Annotated in this window: 12 protein-coding genes; 10 read left to right on the top strand and 2 right to left on the bottom strand. The window is 48.5% G+C overall.

Going from position 1 to position 15,955, the window contains the following annotated elements:
- The first annotated feature begins 57 nt into the window (after positions 1-57).
- A complete protein-coding gene (locus BLQ82_RS16645; RefSeq protein WP_062523698.1) occupies positions 58-771 on the top strand; it encodes a hypothetical protein in 714 nt (237 codons plus the stop codon).
- 470 nt (positions 772-1,241) lie between these two features.
- Here the strand turns inward: BLQ82_RS16645 and BLQ82_RS16640 are convergent, their stop codons facing one another.
- Positions 1,242-3,581: an AraC family transcriptional regulator gene (locus BLQ82_RS16640; RefSeq protein ID WP_062523699.1), complete on the bottom strand. Its 2,340-nt coding sequence runs from the start codon at positions 3,579-3,581 to the stop codon at positions 1,242-1,244.
- Positions 3,582-3,763: 182 nt separating this feature from the next.
- Between BLQ82_RS16640 and BLQ82_RS16635 the strand changes: the two genes are divergently transcribed.
- Positions 3,764-5,284, top strand: coding sequence for an extracellular solute-binding protein (locus BLQ82_RS16635; RefSeq protein WP_062523700.1), 1,521 nt, complete (start codon positions 3,764-3,766; stop codon positions 5,282-5,284).
- 92 nt (positions 5,285-5,376) lie between these two features.
- Entirely contained in the window at positions 5,377-6,486 is a 1,110-nt protein-coding gene (locus BLQ82_RS16630; RefSeq protein WP_062523701.1) for a hypothetical protein, read from the top strand.
- Positions 6,487-6,515: 29 nt separating this feature from the next.
- Here the strand turns inward: BLQ82_RS16630 and BLQ82_RS32040 are convergent, their stop codons facing one another.
- The gene (locus tag BLQ82_RS32040) at positions 6,516-6,827 is read right to left on the bottom strand and encodes a hypothetical protein (RefSeq protein ID WP_062523702.1); all 312 of its coding nucleotides are present in this window, start codon (positions 6,825-6,827) and stop codon (positions 6,516-6,518) included.
- Between the two features lie 90 nt (positions 6,828-6,917).
- Between BLQ82_RS32040 and BLQ82_RS16620 the strand changes: the two genes are divergently transcribed.
- The 7 genes from BLQ82_RS16620 (at position 6,918) to BLQ82_RS16590 (ending at position 15,881) form a co-directional block, all read left to right on the top strand.
- On the top strand, positions 6,918-7,895 hold the full coding sequence (locus BLQ82_RS16620) for a copper amine oxidase N-terminal domain-containing protein (protein ID WP_163704287.1): 978 nt from the start codon (positions 6,918-6,920) through the stop codon (positions 7,893-7,895).
- A 287-nt stretch (positions 7,896-8,182) separates the two neighbouring features.
- The gene (locus BLQ82_RS16615; RefSeq protein WP_062523704.1) at positions 8,183-9,580 is read left to right on the top strand and encodes a helix-turn-helix domain-containing protein; all 1,398 of its coding nucleotides are present in this window, start codon (positions 8,183-8,185) and stop codon (positions 9,578-9,580) included.
- A gap of 877 nt (positions 9,581-10,457) precedes the next feature.
- A complete protein-coding gene (locus tag BLQ82_RS16610; protein WP_062523803.1) occupies positions 10,458-12,011 on the top strand; it encodes an extracellular solute-binding protein in 1,554 nt (517 codons plus the stop codon).
- A 148-nt stretch (positions 12,012-12,159) separates the two neighbouring features.
- Complete coding sequence (locus tag BLQ82_RS16605; RefSeq protein ID WP_062523705.1) at positions 12,160-13,128, top strand: ABC transporter permease; 969 nt, start codon at positions 12,160-12,162, stop codon at positions 13,126-13,128.
- Between the two features lie 21 nt (positions 13,129-13,149).
- Positions 13,150-14,025 (top strand): carbohydrate ABC transporter permease, encoded by an 876-nt coding sequence (locus BLQ82_RS16600; RefSeq protein ID WP_062523706.1) that lies wholly within the window; start codon positions 13,150-13,152, stop codon positions 14,023-14,025.
- Between the two features lie 87 nt (positions 14,026-14,112).
- The gene (locus BLQ82_RS16595) at positions 14,113-15,234 is read left to right on the top strand and encodes a glycoside hydrolase family 88/105 protein (protein WP_083351110.1); all 1,122 of its coding nucleotides are present in this window, start codon (positions 14,113-14,115) and stop codon (positions 15,232-15,234) included.
- A 446-nt stretch (positions 15,235-15,680) separates the two neighbouring features.
- Positions 15,681-15,881 (top strand): hypothetical protein, encoded by a 201-nt coding sequence (locus BLQ82_RS16590; RefSeq protein ID WP_143013467.1) that lies wholly within the window; start codon positions 15,681-15,683, stop codon positions 15,879-15,881.
- The last annotated feature ends 74 nt before the right edge of the window (positions 15,882-15,955 follow it).

Genomic DNA, 15,955 nt, shown 5'->3' with positions numbered 1-15,955 from the left:
ATCACTCTTTGAAGGCTATACTATAAAAGCTTTGGGCTAGAGAATGGGGGAACGGCATTGAAGTGGAGACAATTAAGCATCCTGGGACTTATCATTCTGATGCTTGTTCTGGTTACGGGCTGTGCCAATGGGACAGCGCATGTCACGGTGAAGAAGGATGGAAGTCTGGATATTGCCTTCAGTCTCCAGCTGGACTCGCGCGCGGAATCGCTGGTCGGCGGCAAAGTAGAGGAACTGCTCACCAGCAGGCTGCAGGCCGCCGGGATCGAACTGCACAAAACAAAAAACGGCAAATCAACGGAATACCAATTCCTTAAATCCTATGATTCCATACAGGATATGCAGAATGCAGGAAGTCTGGAGTTCGTCGACACTGAAGTCACGACAGAAGATAAGTGGCTGTATACCCGGTATGACGCAGCGGTTCAGCCCAAGCTGAATGCCTATTCGGATGAAATTATAGACGGTCTTGGAACGCTGAATGTACCGAAGTCGCTGGTCCGGCTGTTGATGCGGAATCTGGCGCTGGATTTCAAATTAACGCTGCCCTATGATCTGTACGGGCCTAACAATGCTGCTGAACAGGACGGGAATACGCTGACCTGGCATATCACGATGGCTGATTCCGAACCGCTGCGCCTTGTTGTATATGTACCGGATATCCGGAATATCGCCATTGCCGGCGGCGCTGTTATTCTGCTCTTGGCCCTTGCGGTTACTATGTTCATTAGAAAAAGAAAATCACGCAAGCCAAAGGGTTCCGGGAAGTGATTGCGGCGAGGATCACTCGCGCTGGCGATTGTGAAGCTCGTTATATTGATTGAACTTGAAAATTAGAAAAAGGGATGAAGTGGTGGAGGGGAAGTTTGGAACTGTAGGAGCGTTAGCGCCCGCCTTTGTCTGCGGATTTCCACCGCGAACAGCGGTACAAATCTAAGAAATCTGCAGACAACAGCGGCTGGAAGTCCAAACATTCCCCGGAGTCACGTCCAAATCCCAAAATGGAAAATCACAAGTTCAATCTATATAGCTGTGAGTCTGCGAATGCGTACTACTTGTCCGCCGCTTAAGTGGAAAAAGGAAACTTAAAAAGAGCAACTCCTCTCCTCTAGCACCGCGGGTGGGAAAAAGTACACTTAATTTGGCCCTAATCAATGCCAGACCCTGTTTATCGCCGATTTAAGTATACTAATTCCCACTAAATGCTGCGGCGGCGTAAAATTGCCTCTGCCATGCAGCCATCAATAATCATCCGGCACGGCCCGCTGCCTTGCGCCTGCATTTTCGCGGTACTGGCCGGGGGTCATCCCCTCCTGCTTGCGGAACGAGCGGATGAAATTCTGCGAATTGTTGTAGCGGAGACGGGCGGCGATATCCTTGACCGGCATGTCGGTTTCCTCCAGCCATTTCTTGGCCATCTTGAACCGGTACATCGCGAGATACTCGCTGAAGTAATATTGGGTCTCCTTACGGAACACGCTGCTGATATAGTTGGCATTATAGTGCAGCCGCGAGGCGCACTCCTCCAGCGTCAGGTCCTTGTCGTAATCATGCTGGACGATATCGATCAGCTTCTCCGAGATGTTATGGTACTGGGCATTCTGCCTGCTGCCGAAGATACGGATCATCGGCTGGATGACTACCGTCCAGAACCAGTCTTCAATCTCGGCCACGATGTGGATATCCGTCAGCTCCTCAAATAAAGAGCCGTTCCCTGGATGGATCTGGTTCAGACTGATCCCTGATTCCTGCATCATAATCAGGAGATTGTTCAGCAGGCGGGTCAGCGGAATCTGATATTCCTGCGGCGACAGCCCCGGCGCAAAAATACAGCTGAACACCTTATGCAGCACCTCTTTTGCCTTCCCGGCATCCGCCAGTTTAATGGCATCCATCAGATCATTTTCCTTATGGACAGGGTAGCTCAGGTTGAGATAATGGTTCCCGGAGTTGATGTTTTCGTATTGGATGATAATGCCTTTGCCCAGCGTTATCCGGTGTTTGAGGGCTTCGAGGCCTTCCCTGTAAGCAATCGACATTTTATCGAAGGCATGGAAGGGCAGGCTCAGCCCGATGCTGGCCTCCAGTTTCAGATAGTTGTTGATGGTCTGCTGCAGCGATTCGGTTAGCGAATAGAGCATTTTGTGAAAAGACTCCGCATGACCATCGGCGCTTCCAATCAGCGTAACGACAGCATGGTCCATGATGACCGGTGTCAGCCGGTTGCTTGAAGGAACCAGCTCTTCTATCATGTTATGCACGGCGAACAGCAGCAGGCTGAGGTCTTTTTTCTGATAGCTGTTCTCCCCGGAGAAGTCGATGCTGACCGTAATTACGGCCATGGTCTGCCATTCTTCAAGCTGGGCGTGGTAGCCGAATTGTTCCAGCTCTTCAAGCAGCTCGCGCTTCTTGATATGGCCCTGGAAGGCTTTGATCAGGCCAAAGGTCCGCACCTGCCGGAGATGCTGGGCGACCTCTTTTTCCAGCTGGGATTTGGACTGGAACAGATGATGCACCTGCTCGCCGATGATCTGGAACTCGTTGGTATGCCTTTTGCGGATATCCGGTCTGCGCTGGCCCATCTGGTTGAGCAGCCGTTCAATGGGCGTGTACATTTTGCGGGAGCCAAGCCAGGCGAGCAGTACCGACAGCAGCAGCATCAGGGTGCTCACATAGATGGTATAGGTTCCGATTTTGTCAGACTCCTTGGTCAGGCTCGCAATCGAAGTCACTGAGAGATAGATCCAGCCGCTCTGCTGGGAGCGCATATAGGTGATGGAATAGTCCTTGTTGTCCATCTCGGTCTTGAATTGCCCCGACGGGGTGAGGGCGCCGGTAAGCTGCGCGAACTCCGTGAACCCGCTGGCGGCAGCAGGCTGGCCGATCAGGGTACGGTCCGGGTGCAGCAAAATCCGGCCGGAGCTGTCCAGGACGATAATGCTGCCCAGCGGCTGCACATCGGAATTGATGAAATCCTGCAGACTGCAGGCGGGAATGTTGGCCATCGCCAGCCCGTATTTCTGCAGCTTGGTGGTCGGCAGTTTTTTGATCAGGCTGATGCTGTATGCACAACCCGTAACATTAATACTCTCCTCGCTGTAGAACAGGGAAGAAGGGTTCAGCACCCAGGAGCTCTCGTCAGGCAGATTAATCAGGTTCGTCAGCTGCTCGTAATTTTTATATTCATTCAGGCGGTAGAGCCCGGAATTTTTGATCATCCAGTTCTGCCGCTGGTTCAGCAGGATCACATCCTCCAGCTTCGTATCAAAAGACTGCATATTGCGGATTTCCGTACGTATGTCATTATATAAAATGAAATCGGTTACATTTAGCGGATTGTTCAGTGCTTTTTTGAGTACGGAGGAGTTCACGACCTGGTTCAAGGTTTGATTGACAGTAGCCAGCTTATGCTCTACATTTGAGGTAATTTGTAAAATAAGTTCCATTTTGCTAAGGTTAACATTTTTTTGAATCTCGCTGGAGGATGTGAAATAAGAGAACGAACCAATGAACAGCACAGGCAATGTGCTGAGGACAAAGGCGAATATCGTTAATTTGCTCAGGAAGCTTAAATGTTTCATGAATTCAGCACCTTTACATTAGTTAGAAGCAATCGCCTGTCTTAAGTGTATGCATCACGATGGATAATAACAATAATCATCTGGTGCCGCAATAATCATTTTCTCTAGTTATCACTATGAATTGCAATTTGTACATCTATTAGGAGCGAAATGTATAATTTATAGGCCAGGGGGATACATGGATGTTCAGACAAGGCTTGGGACCCAGGGGTGCCCGATATAGCAGTGTGCTTGTTCTGCTTGTAGTTATAATGTTAAGCGCTTGCAGTAGTGAGGATGCCGGCCGCAGCAGCCCCGGTGGAGAGGTTCCGTCGATATCCATCCTGGCGCCGCTGCATTTTCCGCAGACCCCTGCCAAAGATATTGTTGCCGAGATCAACAAGCTGACCGGTGTCCGGCTGGAGATCACCTGGGTTCCCGAGGGGGTCTATACCGACAAAATGAACACGGCAATGGCAACCGGTTCCCTGGGCAAGGTTACTTTTGTTAAGGTTACGGATTATAATCTGGTCAAGAATGCGATCCGCTCGGGTGCTTTTTGGGAGATTGGTCCCTATCTTAAGGATTTTCCGAATCTGAAGCAGCTGGACCCTGCGATTCTGAACCAGACTGCCGTGGACGGAAAGTTTTACGGCCTGTACACCGAGCGCCCCTCCTCCAGACAAGGAATTATCATCCGCAAGGATTGGCTGGATCGTCTCCATTTGAACAAACCGCAGACGCTGGAGGAGCTGTATCATGTTATGCAGCAGTTCACCTACAATGATCCGGACGGCAACGGCAAAGCAGATACGCTTGGACTCGTTGACCGGAACGATCTGGTCTATGGGGTGTTTAAGACCCTTAGCTCCTATTTCGGCACGCCGAATAACTGGAAGCTGGTGAAGGGCCGGTTTATTCCTGAATTTGAGACGCCTGAATATATGGATACGATGAACTTCATGAAGCGATTATATAAAGAAAAGATCATCAACCAGGATTTCGCCTTGACCAGCAAGGAAGTGCAGCGGGATAAGTTCATCCGGGGCGGCGCCGGGATATTCATAGGCAGCATGACCGATGTGCAGCGGCTCTCCATTGAGGCCCAGGCGATCAATCCCGCAGCCGAGCTGACCTTGATTAACCGGATCAAAGGGCCGGAGGGCTATAAGGTGTGGTCCATTCCCAACTACAACGGGCTGTATCTTTTCTCCAAAAAAGCAATTGCCACGGAGGCAGAGCTGAAAGAAGTACTGGGGTTCTTTGACCGGACGATGGATAAGGATGTTGCCAACCTGATGAAATACGGGTTCGAAGGACGGCACTACAAGCTGGAGGACGGCAAAGTCATTCTTCCCGAGGAAACCTCGCAGCTGCGTGTAAATGAGGTCAGTCCGCTCTACTCCCTGATGATCGCCGATATCGGCAACCGGAACATTATGGAAGTTGTGCAAAAAGAGCAGCTGACCGCCCTCGCCGACCAGCTCAGTGAAGACAACGAGCAGTTTCTGGTCGATGACCCGACCGTCAGCCTCAGCTCGCCCACTTTTGACGAAAAAAACACCGAGCTGTCCACCATCATCGTCGATGCGACCTACAATTATATCCTGGGCAATATCACGGCCGAAGGCTTCCGCCAAGAGGTGGAGAAGTGGCGAAGCAGCGGCGGCGAGCTGATTATTCAGGAGTATGGGGAGGCGGCGCGGGTGGAGGAGATAGGATGACGTTTTTAAGTAACAGAAGGAAGAAACTTCCTGAATGTTGAATACCCATTGGTTGTAAGGTATGAAATCTTGTTTCGGGGAGAAAGGAACGTGTGATTTTGGCCAAACTTTTAGTAGAACTGCTAACGGAGAATCAACTTGAAGACGAAGAATTAATATGCTGGAACAAAATTGATTTGGGGAAATTTGAAGTGTTGGACGATGCCCCCCTTGAACTTGATAAATCCTCTTTCGTGAATTTACGACATAAAGCTGCTTTATTGGCAAACATAATAACTGATTCTTCACAAATTGAATACCCGCTAGACAGAATGAAACGTCACCGGCATGAAATAAATGGTGGTTATAAAATTGCCAAACGTCGCGGAGCTCGTCTCAATGAAGTAGAGGTGTATAACCTATTATTTAGGTTTACTGATCCTAAAAGACGAGATGCAATCGCAATCATGTACCGAACAGAAAGGTTTGGAGTGGAAAAGATTCTTTTGCTTCCTGACAAAACGCAAACTCGCTTCAAACAAGAGTGCCGAAGCTATCTAAATGAAGCCGCTTATCTCGTCCTAAGGCAAAAGATGGATCCTGATGATCAATCTGAATTAATTGAGAATCTCCGGTGCCTAAATGTACATGAGCGATGTGCACAGACCTTACAGCATGAGTTTGGGCATGTATTACATTGGCGTGAATGGGACACTTTAGATATACATAATGAAAGGGATATACTTACCTGGTTTCTAGAGTATGGGTATTATGAGATAGTTGACCGACGTGTACCTGGTTTCTCCGAAATGAATATATTTGAAAAATTACTTATTTTAAAGGAATCCTTGGTTGAAGACTACCGGATCTCATTGAATATAAAAGCTGAACGTGGTAAATTTATCTTACCCAATAAGTTCTGCTTTACAGGTGATTTTGAAAAACCAAATTTGATGTATGAAGGAGTGGAGATTATGAAACGTATGCTGGATGATCAAATATCTGATATTAGGCATCGATCAGCCTCTTCTTCAGATTATGATTCGCTAAAAGCTTTTGCAGTAATCCAGAGGAGAAGACGCCATAATCCAAATTGGGTTGCTGGTGAAAGTTCCATTACAACTGAAACGATTAAATCTGACTATAAACAACTTGATGCTTTTTTTGAAGTAGCAAGTACGAGCGAAAAAGTTGAAGCTCCCGTTAAGACAATTCATTCCTAGACGGATTTCCCCCTAACCCCACCGTAGATTCATGCGGTGGGGTTATTAATTGTCCCCCCTCCCAGCATTCCGCCCTCGCCGATCAGCTCAGCGAAGACAACGAGCAGTTCCTGGTCGATGACCCGACCGTCAGCCTCAGCTCGCCCACCTTTGACGAAAAAAACACCGAGCTGTCTACCATCATCGTCGACGCGACCTACAATTATATTCTGGGCAATATCACGGCCGAAGGCTTCCGCCAAGAGGTGGAGAAGTGGAGAAGCAGCGGCGGCAATCTGATTATTCAGGAGTATGTAGAGGCGGAGCGGGCGAAGGCGGAGGGATAGGGTTGTTAATGACAAGTTTGATTAGAACTCTATTATCTTGACAGCGTACCAATTAATAGTAAGATGAGTGGTGATGGAAATAAAATGAATCTTTGGGGGCGTTGTTTGTTGAAAAGATTGTCGATTCTAGCAATGATATGTGTTTTGGTATTTAGTGTAGGTCTTATTCCTGCTCCTGCATCAGCAGCTTCAAAGGGGTCCCACATTTTTGTGGATGGGGTACCGCTGAATTCGAGATCCGTGAGCAAGAACGGAGTTTCGTTCGTCCCTTTTCGGGAATTGTTCGAGAAGCTGAAAATGAATATTGACTACAATGCCAAACTGAAACAAGTTACCGGCACCAAAGGCGATTTAAAGATAACATTTACCCTTGGAAGCACAACAGCATACGTGAATGGCAACAAGAAAGCACTGCAAGCGGCGCCGTTTGCTCAGAATGGTACAACTTTAATTCCGGTTCGTATCGTTGGTGAAGCAACGGGGAACGCCGTTTATTATTCAGCAGCAGCAGATGTGATTCAAATTAACAGCCCGTCTTTTAAAGGCGCATCTTACACCATTGAAGGGATCCCTATCTTATTCAAAGCCAATGGAGCTGTCTTAATCGGTCCCCGCGCATTGGAGGATATGAATCAGCAAAAGGAATTAGCCGAGATCGATGCTATTAAAGAGTTCACAGCTAACGCTCCCAAAGTCCGTATTGTCGGAGTACCTCCAACACAGGAACAATCCAAGGAACCCGGCTATAAAGGATATCCGGATTATTTTGATGCTAATTATGCAACTGCAGTTGGGAACAAGGAAACGTTGCCGCCGCTGATGAGCGAAGGTTGGATTTCCTTAGCTATGCTCTCGGAAATCGAAAAAATTAGCAATCTTGGTAATAGTGATTCCAACATCCTTAGCATAGGTAAATATGTCGGGATGAACATCGTAAGATGCAATATTGTTATGACAGATGAATACAAGAAAGCTAAAACAGGCGAATTTACGTTAAGCGATATACGTGTCAAGAAATATAAAGGTACGATGTATCTTAACATTGAAGATTTAAAGGCGGCTGGCCTTATAGAGTCTAATTAAACCAGCGTGCCCGGTGGCTGGGAATATTCGGTCAAGGTCACTGACATAGATTCATAACGTTATGCTAATAGTTCAAGGAAAAGGCCATCCTGCAAAGGATGGCCTTAAGATAATCTGCATTAACAAGCAGATGAAATATTTTTTTATGTTTGTAGAAAAATTGTAAAATATATGAGCGAAATATCATAAATGATCCTTGTGAACGTAATCAACCAATGGTATATTCCACTTAACAAAAAAGGAATATTATTCAATTTTATGGATTGAGTACGAAGGGTGGTTATGACTTGGAAGCTACAACCACGATATTAGCAGAGTTGGAAGAGTACTTAAGAAGAGGATCTGTAACGATCTCACAGTTTGCTAAAGACTCGAATATGCATTCCGGGACCCTTAGCAATATACTCCACGGGCGCCGTCCCATTGCGATGCAGCAGCTTGACCGGATCACGCAAGCGATGGGGCATGACGAAGGTTTTTTCTACGACTTATACATAGATAATTACATCATTGATAGTTCCCAGGACTGGCGGCGGATCGGACCATTGCTGCATCGCTGTGCGGACTTAAATAAGCTGGATTGTATTCAGCGAATTGTTCAACATGTAATGGACAATCTGTTGTATTCACCCATGCTTTTTGACACGGCAGAGGAATTATTTGCTAAAGACCGGTTGGCCGCAGCGGCGCTATTATACGAATTTGTGGCGGAGAGTGAACGGTCGCAGCATTCGGAACGTTTGGCACTTTGCCAGTACCGTTTGTTTACCATTGCTCTTGGTGACAACCAGAATGAAAATCTTAGGGCCGCTGACCGGTTCGAGCCTTTTGTAGAGCGTCTGGATGAAGTAGATCAATTGGACGCACTCAAAGAGCTCGCGAATACATACCGTTCTTTGCAGCGCTGGGATAAGGTCGATGAACTGGCTGTCAAAATGGGCCGTAAAGCCAGAATTCAATATGATCTGCAGCATGGGCCCCACCGAAAGTCAAAAGAATCGCATAAAGCACCCGGTAGACCCCTGTTTTTCTATATCGCCTACAGTGATTTACTAAGGGGAAATGTTTGTGATGAGCTGGGTGATTATGAGCAGGCTCTGATTCATAAATATGCTTATGCCGATTTAGGTTGGGTGAAAGAGCAAGGGGAAGAGGTCGATTACTGGAAAAGTCTCTTTATCGAGTGGTCAGAGGCCAACGTTTATATCACAAGGCTTTTGAGCGGTGATTCAAAAGTAATTGAACCTTATGCAAACTATATCGATATGAAAAAAGGTGAGCTAACGATTGGACTTTTATACATATTGAAAGCCGCTAATAAATATCAATTCAATGTGGACGACATCTTGTATCGGTTTAGTCAGGATATAGAAACCAATTTTAATGAGCTAATCCAGGGAAGATATTCTCGAAAGCTGGCTTTGGATCGCCAGGCAAACCTAATGTTTGAAATTGCTCTTTATTTATTGTATAAAAAGGATTATTCTAATGGATTCAGATTTCTGTTAGACGCTGTAAAGAATTTCAAGCAAATTAATAATGAAAAGTATACACTGGAATGTGTGACCCTGTTCGAGCGATTTAGAAAGGCTGCCACTCAGGAAATACTAGACCGATATCAAATATTACTTTTGGGAGGCACTTCTTATGAAGAAAAAGATTCTATTGCTCTTTACCCTCATTAGTTTGCTTGCAGCACCCATTGGCTTAATTTCAAATGCAGCAGATTATTTTGTGGTAACCCTATTTAATCATGGTGAGGGTTAATATTTTTCTAGATCCTATGAAGAAAAAGCAGTCATATTTCTGTTCTTAGTGTTCTTTTAGTACCGGGAATTCCAAATCCCCCTGTTATTACACTATATACACACGGAGATGGCTGATTCGAGGTAAGCGGACAGGAGAAGCGTTATTTGAACCAAAAAGCTAATCTTTGAAGTCAAACGGACTGAGATTCCGCTAATTGCTCCAATGGCCACCGCTTTCAGTTAAAAAGAACGAATAACGGATTCTAGTTCCACTGTGTCCGGATGTACGAGGAAAGCTGCCTTTTTGGCAAAATAGCGTCTCCTGTGTCCGGATTCACATTACGGGTTTGGTGTACGTCTTGCTTCCTCAAGGTTCAAACGTCTTACAGTTCTGATCTGCTAGGAATAAGCTTGCTCCCAGTTCCCTAACCCCACCGCAAATCCAGGCGGTGGGGTTTTCTGCTCTTCCCTCCCTGCATTTGAACTGAACAAGGGAGGTGGGAGTGACGGAGGGGAAGTTTGGAACTGTAGGAGCGAATGCGTCCGCCTTTGTCTCCGGATGTTATCCGCTGCCAGCGATATAATCAGAACATCTGGAGACAACAGCGGCCGAAAGTCCAAACATTCCCCGCAGTCACGCCCAGCCACCTCCCAGACGGTTTTTCTGCTCCAATGCCCAATTATCACAATAATCATTTCCCCAGAACGCCTGCCGCAAGGCCGTTTTATGAGTAAATGATTGTATTCGTAACCGTGGAGACGCTGTAATGTGGGGCTTGTAACCCATTACAAGTTAAACGGAGGTCAAATCGGCATGAACAAAAAATCCTTCACCCTGCTCCTGTCCGCGCTGCTCACATTCAGTATGTTGACAGCGTGTTCAGGCAACAACAACAAGAATAACGAAGCTGCCCCAAGCAATGCGGGAACCAGCGGCGGAACAGACACCGCAACAACGGCACCGGAGCCGGAAAAGCCGACAGAGATTAAGATTATGCTTCCCCTGAACACGACAGAGACTCCGCCGGATACGATCAAAACAGAAGTGGAAAAGCTGACCCATACCAAGCTTACCTATCAGTTCTACCCGGCAGATACGTATGAAGAGAAGCTGAACTCCTCGTTCGCTACCGGCTCCCTGCCGCAGGTTACGTATTTGAAGAATCAGACGACTTTTATTCAAATGAAGGAATCGATGAAGGACGGGCAGTTCTGGGAGATCGGGCCGCTGTTAAGCGAGTTCCCGAATCTCAATAAGCTGAAGCCGGAAATTCTGAACAATACCAAGGTGGACGGCAAGCTGTACACGTTGTATATTGGACGGCCGCTGGCGCGCCAGGGCATCATTTACCGCAAGGACTGGGCCGACAAGCTGGGTCTGAAGCCGCCCGCGAATGTGGATGAGCTGTTCGCTATGGCGAAGGCGTTCACCGAGCAAGACCCCGATGGCAACGGCAAAAAAGACACCACAGGTATTGTAGACCGCAACGAGCTGGTATATGGCGCCTTCAAAACCGTATCCTCCTGGTTCGGCACCCCGAACAGCTGGGGGGAGAAGGACGGCCAATTGGCGCCGGAATTCACGTTCCCGCAGTATTTTGACACCATGGATTTCTTCAAAAAAGCCCGCGATGCCGGTTACATGAACCAGGACTTCGCAGCTACCAGTAAAACGGATGCCGTTAACATGTTCGTCAGCGGTAAAGCAGGAATGTATATCGGCGGCTCCATGCAGGATATCGATACCCTCAACAAGGATCTGATCAAAAACTTCCCGGATGCCGTGCTCGATACGCACAGTATGGTTGCAGGACCAGACGGCAAGTTCGCACAATGGATGATTCCAGGCTACAACAATGTGGTGCTGTTCCCGAAATCTGCGGTTAAGGACGAAGCCGGGCTGAAGAAAATCCTTGCATTTTTTGACAAAATGATGACTCCAGAGGTGGCTAATCTGATGTACTGGGGAATTGAAGGCACCCACTATACGGTGGTGGACGGCAGAGCCAAGCCTGCGGATGACAAAGAGCTCATCGAACGCGAAGTCAAAGGCTTCAAGGACAGCGTGATCGGTGAAGCGGAGACCAATGGCATGTACCAGAGCCTGAACGTGCTGCCGGGCAGAATCCATGCGGAGGAATTGCTGCTGGAGAATGTCAAAGTGGGTGTAGCATATCCTACAGCTGCGCTGGATTCGGCCACCTATACTTCCAAAGGCGTGGAGCTGCAGCAGATCATTTCGGACGCCACCTATAAATATATCTACGGACAAATTGACAAGGCCGGATTCGAAAAAGAAGTACAGGCCTGGAAAGAGCGCGGCGGCGAGAAAATCATTGAAGAATACAACGCCGTGTATAAGAAATAGGCAGCACACTTATGAATGACTGATACCAATGAAGCTGAAAAGGCTGCTAACAACGTAATTAAGGCGGCCTTTTCAGATTATTACAAATTATCTATTGGGGGCGCGCCGGCAGTCAGGTATCCATTAAGAAGCAGAAAGGAAGAGTATTATGCAGGAAGTCTCCGCTCAGCCTGGTGTGGTTCCCGAGCTGAAGCCCAAGAGCTACAAGAGCAGCAGCGAGCTCAAAAAACGTCTGTGGAGAAACAAGTTGCTCTACGTCATGCTGCTGCCGGGTGTGCTGTATTTTGTGATTTTTAAATATTTGCCGATGTATGGACTGATTATTTCGTTTCAGGATTACAAGCCTTACCAGGGGATAACAGGAAGTGAATGGGTGGGGATGGAGCATTTCCAGCGGCTGTTCACTGAGCCGGATTTCCTGAATATTTTGGGGAACACTTTGATTTTGTTCGGCATGAACATTTTATTTTACTTTCCGATTCCGATTATTCTGGCTTTGATGCTGAATGAGCTGAGAGGCACCTTTTTCAAAAGAACCTTCCAGACGCTTATCTATCTGCCCCATTTCATGTCCTGGGTGATCGTCGTTTCGATTTCTTTCGTAATGACGACGATGGACGGCGGGATTATCAACGAGCTGCTGTCCTATTTCGGGTTTGAAAAGATTAATTTCCTGCTGAGTCCCGGCTGGTTCAGGCCGATGTACATTATTCAGATCATTTGGCGTGAAGCGGGCTGGGGAACGATTATCTATCTGGCTTCGATTGCGGCCATCGACCCCGGACTCTATGAAGCTGCACGCATGGACGGTGCCGGACGGCTGAGACAAATCTGGCATATTACCCTTCCGGCGATCCGCGGCGTCATTATTACCCTGCTTATTCTGAAAATTGGTTCCGTGCTCGATCTTGGATTTGAACATGTGTATCTGCTGCTGAACTCCATGAATCGGGAGGTCGCGGAAATTATTGATACGTATGTATACACGGCAGGGCTAAGACAAGGCCACTTCAGCTACAGTACAGCTATTGGGTTCTTCAAGTCGATTATTGGGCTCATTATGGTCATGTCGGTTAACAAATTGTCCAAGAAAATGGGCGAAGAAGGCGTTTATTGAGAACCAGCGGGAGGAATTGAAATGGTAGAAGATCGCACGATTGGCGGCAGACTTTTTGCTGCTGTAAACTTTACTCTGCTTGCCATCATTACACTCATAACAGTGCTGCCCTTTATCCATGTGGTAGCCGGCTCATTCACGACCAGCGCGGAGCTTGCGACAAGCAAATTTGTGCTGTTCCCAAAGGTGTGGAGCTTTGAGGCCTACACATTTATTTTCTCGACCAATACGATCATCAAATCCATGGGTGTCTCTATTGGAGTGACGCTCGTCGGCACGCTGTTCAGTATGTTCATTACTGCTCTGATGGCGTATGGTCTGTCCAGAAGGGATCTGGACGGCCGCAATGTGTTCAATTTTCTCGTAGTATTCACCATGCTGTTCCATGGCGGGATGATTCCTACCTTCCTGGTGGTGAAGGAGCTGGGTCTGATCGATTCTTATGCAGCTCTCATTCTGCCGTCAGCGATCAGCGCGTTTAACATGATTATCCTGAAGAACTTTTTTCAGAATATCCCTGAAGGCCTTGAGGAATCGGCTAAAATCGACGGCTGCAACGACTTCGGCATCTTATTCCGTATCGTGCTGCCCCTGTCCTTGCCGGCGATTGCGACCATTTCCCTGTTCTATGCGGTGACGTATTGGAACACTTACATGAGTGCGATTCTGTATCTGGATGACAGTGCGAAGTGGCCGATTCAAGTTCTGCTGAGACAAATTGTTGTGCTCGCGAGCGGCATGGATTACAGCGCCTCCCTGGATGCGACCAACCCGCCGCCGGATCAGACGATCAAGATGGCCGTTATCGTAGTTGCGACGCTGCCGATTCTGATGATCTATCCGTTCCTGCAGAAGCATTTTGCCAAGGGGGCCATGCTGGGATCGATGAAGGGCTAAGGGGGAGTGGGAGAATAAAAAGCAGAAGTGTGGAGGGGAAGTTTGGAACTGCAGGAACGTTACTTATATAGCAGGAGGGGTATGGAGATGATAGGCAGTCTGCCGTCAACACCTATGGAATGGGCCCAACAGGCCTGTGATTCTTTAATGGATACTTACACAGCGGGAGAGCTGCCTCCAGCCCACCGCTGGCATTATCACCAGGGTGTATTTCTGTGCGGCATGGAGCTGCTCTGGGAAGCCATCCGGGAGGACCGTTATATCGAGTATATTCAGCAGTATGTCGATGATCTGGTGGATGAGAACGGCAACCTGTATTTTGCCCGCGACGAGCTGGATGCGGTTCAGGCGGGGCTGCTGCTGTTCAACCTGCATGAGCGGACGGGCAAGCAGAAATACCGGATTGCTGCGGATAAACTGCGCAATCTGCTGCTGACGCTGAACCGGACCTCGGAAGGCGGATACTGGCACAAGGATAAATACCCGAACCAAATGTGGCTGGATGGGCTCTATATGGCCGGGGTATTCTCCTTAAAATATGCCAATGCCTACGGTGAAGCCAGCCTGCGTGAAACGGTGCTGCATCAGGAGCGGCTGATGCGGAGGCATATGAAGGATGAGGCTACCGGGCTTTTGTACCATGCCTGGGATGAGAGCAAGCGGATGCCCTGGGCCAATCCCCGGACCGGCTGCTCGCCGGAGTTCTGGAGCCGGTCGCTGGGCTGGTACGGGCTGGCCGTCTCGCAGTTTCTCGACCTGCTCCCGGCCGGGGACCCGGGGAGGGCAGAGCTTGCCGCCGAGCTGAGCGGCTTCGTTGAAGCGCTGATCCGGTATCAGGATGGCGGGAGCGGGCTGTGGTACCAGGTAGCCGACAAAGGCGGCCAGCCGGATAACTGGCTGGAGACTTCAGGCTCCTGCCTGTTCGTCTATACGATTGCCAAGGCTGTGAAGCATGGCATCGCTCCACCCGGGGCATTAGCTGCCGCCCGCAAGGGATATGAAGGCTTGATCCAGGTGCTGCAGCAGGATGAACAGGGCAGGCTGATTCTGCCGGACATCTGCATCGGCACTTCGGCGGGCGACTATGAGAACTACGTCACCCGCCCGAAGGTCAGCAATGATCTGCACGGCGTTGGCGCATTAGTCATGGCCTGCGTGGAGATGCAGTCTTTGTATGGCGTGGCTGAGGCTGCGGACTGTGGGTTGTGAGGCAGGCGTTACGGCTGAGTGGGATGCCTTAAGGGCTAAGCGGTTCGCCTAGCGTAACTGTCAGCGAGCCGGCTAGGGCAGAACAACGGCGGAAATGCATTGTTGGAGTGCCCTCAGGTAGCGTCAAGAAGTTAGTGCAAAAAGCAGACGTATCTTCTCCGGGCTTCGTTGAATGGTTAAGTGGAAAAAGGCGCACTAATTTACTCGAGTACCCTGCAGCCCACAGGCTAAGTGGAAAAAGTATCACTAATTTAGCTTATTTCGCTCTCGATAGGGTGATATTACCTAAATAAGTTCCCTTTTTCCACTTAAATCCTACAATTGGTGATTTGGGGGAGGAATAAGTTCCCTTTTTCCACTTGTTCAGCAGCCACCCGCGGGAAGTAGACGAAACAACGGTAGAAATGCCGTTGTTGGGGCACCACCGGCGGAAACCAGGTGAATGTATGGAGGGAGGAGTGTGGCTGGCGTTTGATATAGTGGGCTATAGGGTGCTGCGGGACAGTATGGTACCTGCCAAAAACCCGGCGCCCGGTGCTCCCGATTTGATGACAGGACTTGAGCCGGTGAGGGACCGCGGCTTTTATCTGCAATATGTTATTGATGTGCAATTCCCCCGGGTGACGGTTGAGCCGCTGAACAGTTAAGTATAAATAAGTATTTCAGGTGGAGCGGTAGTCCGTTTAGGAGACTATGGCTCTTTTTTTGTGTCATGACGGTT

The organism is Paenibacillus jilunlii (assembly GCF_900102965.1).
Taxonomy (GTDB): Bacteria; Bacillota; Bacilli; order Paenibacillales; family Paenibacillaceae; genus Paenibacillus_AQ; species Paenibacillus_AQ jilunlii.
The sequence above is the reverse complement of the archived record's forward strand: the minus strand, read 5'-3'. Positions and strand labels throughout refer to the sequence as shown.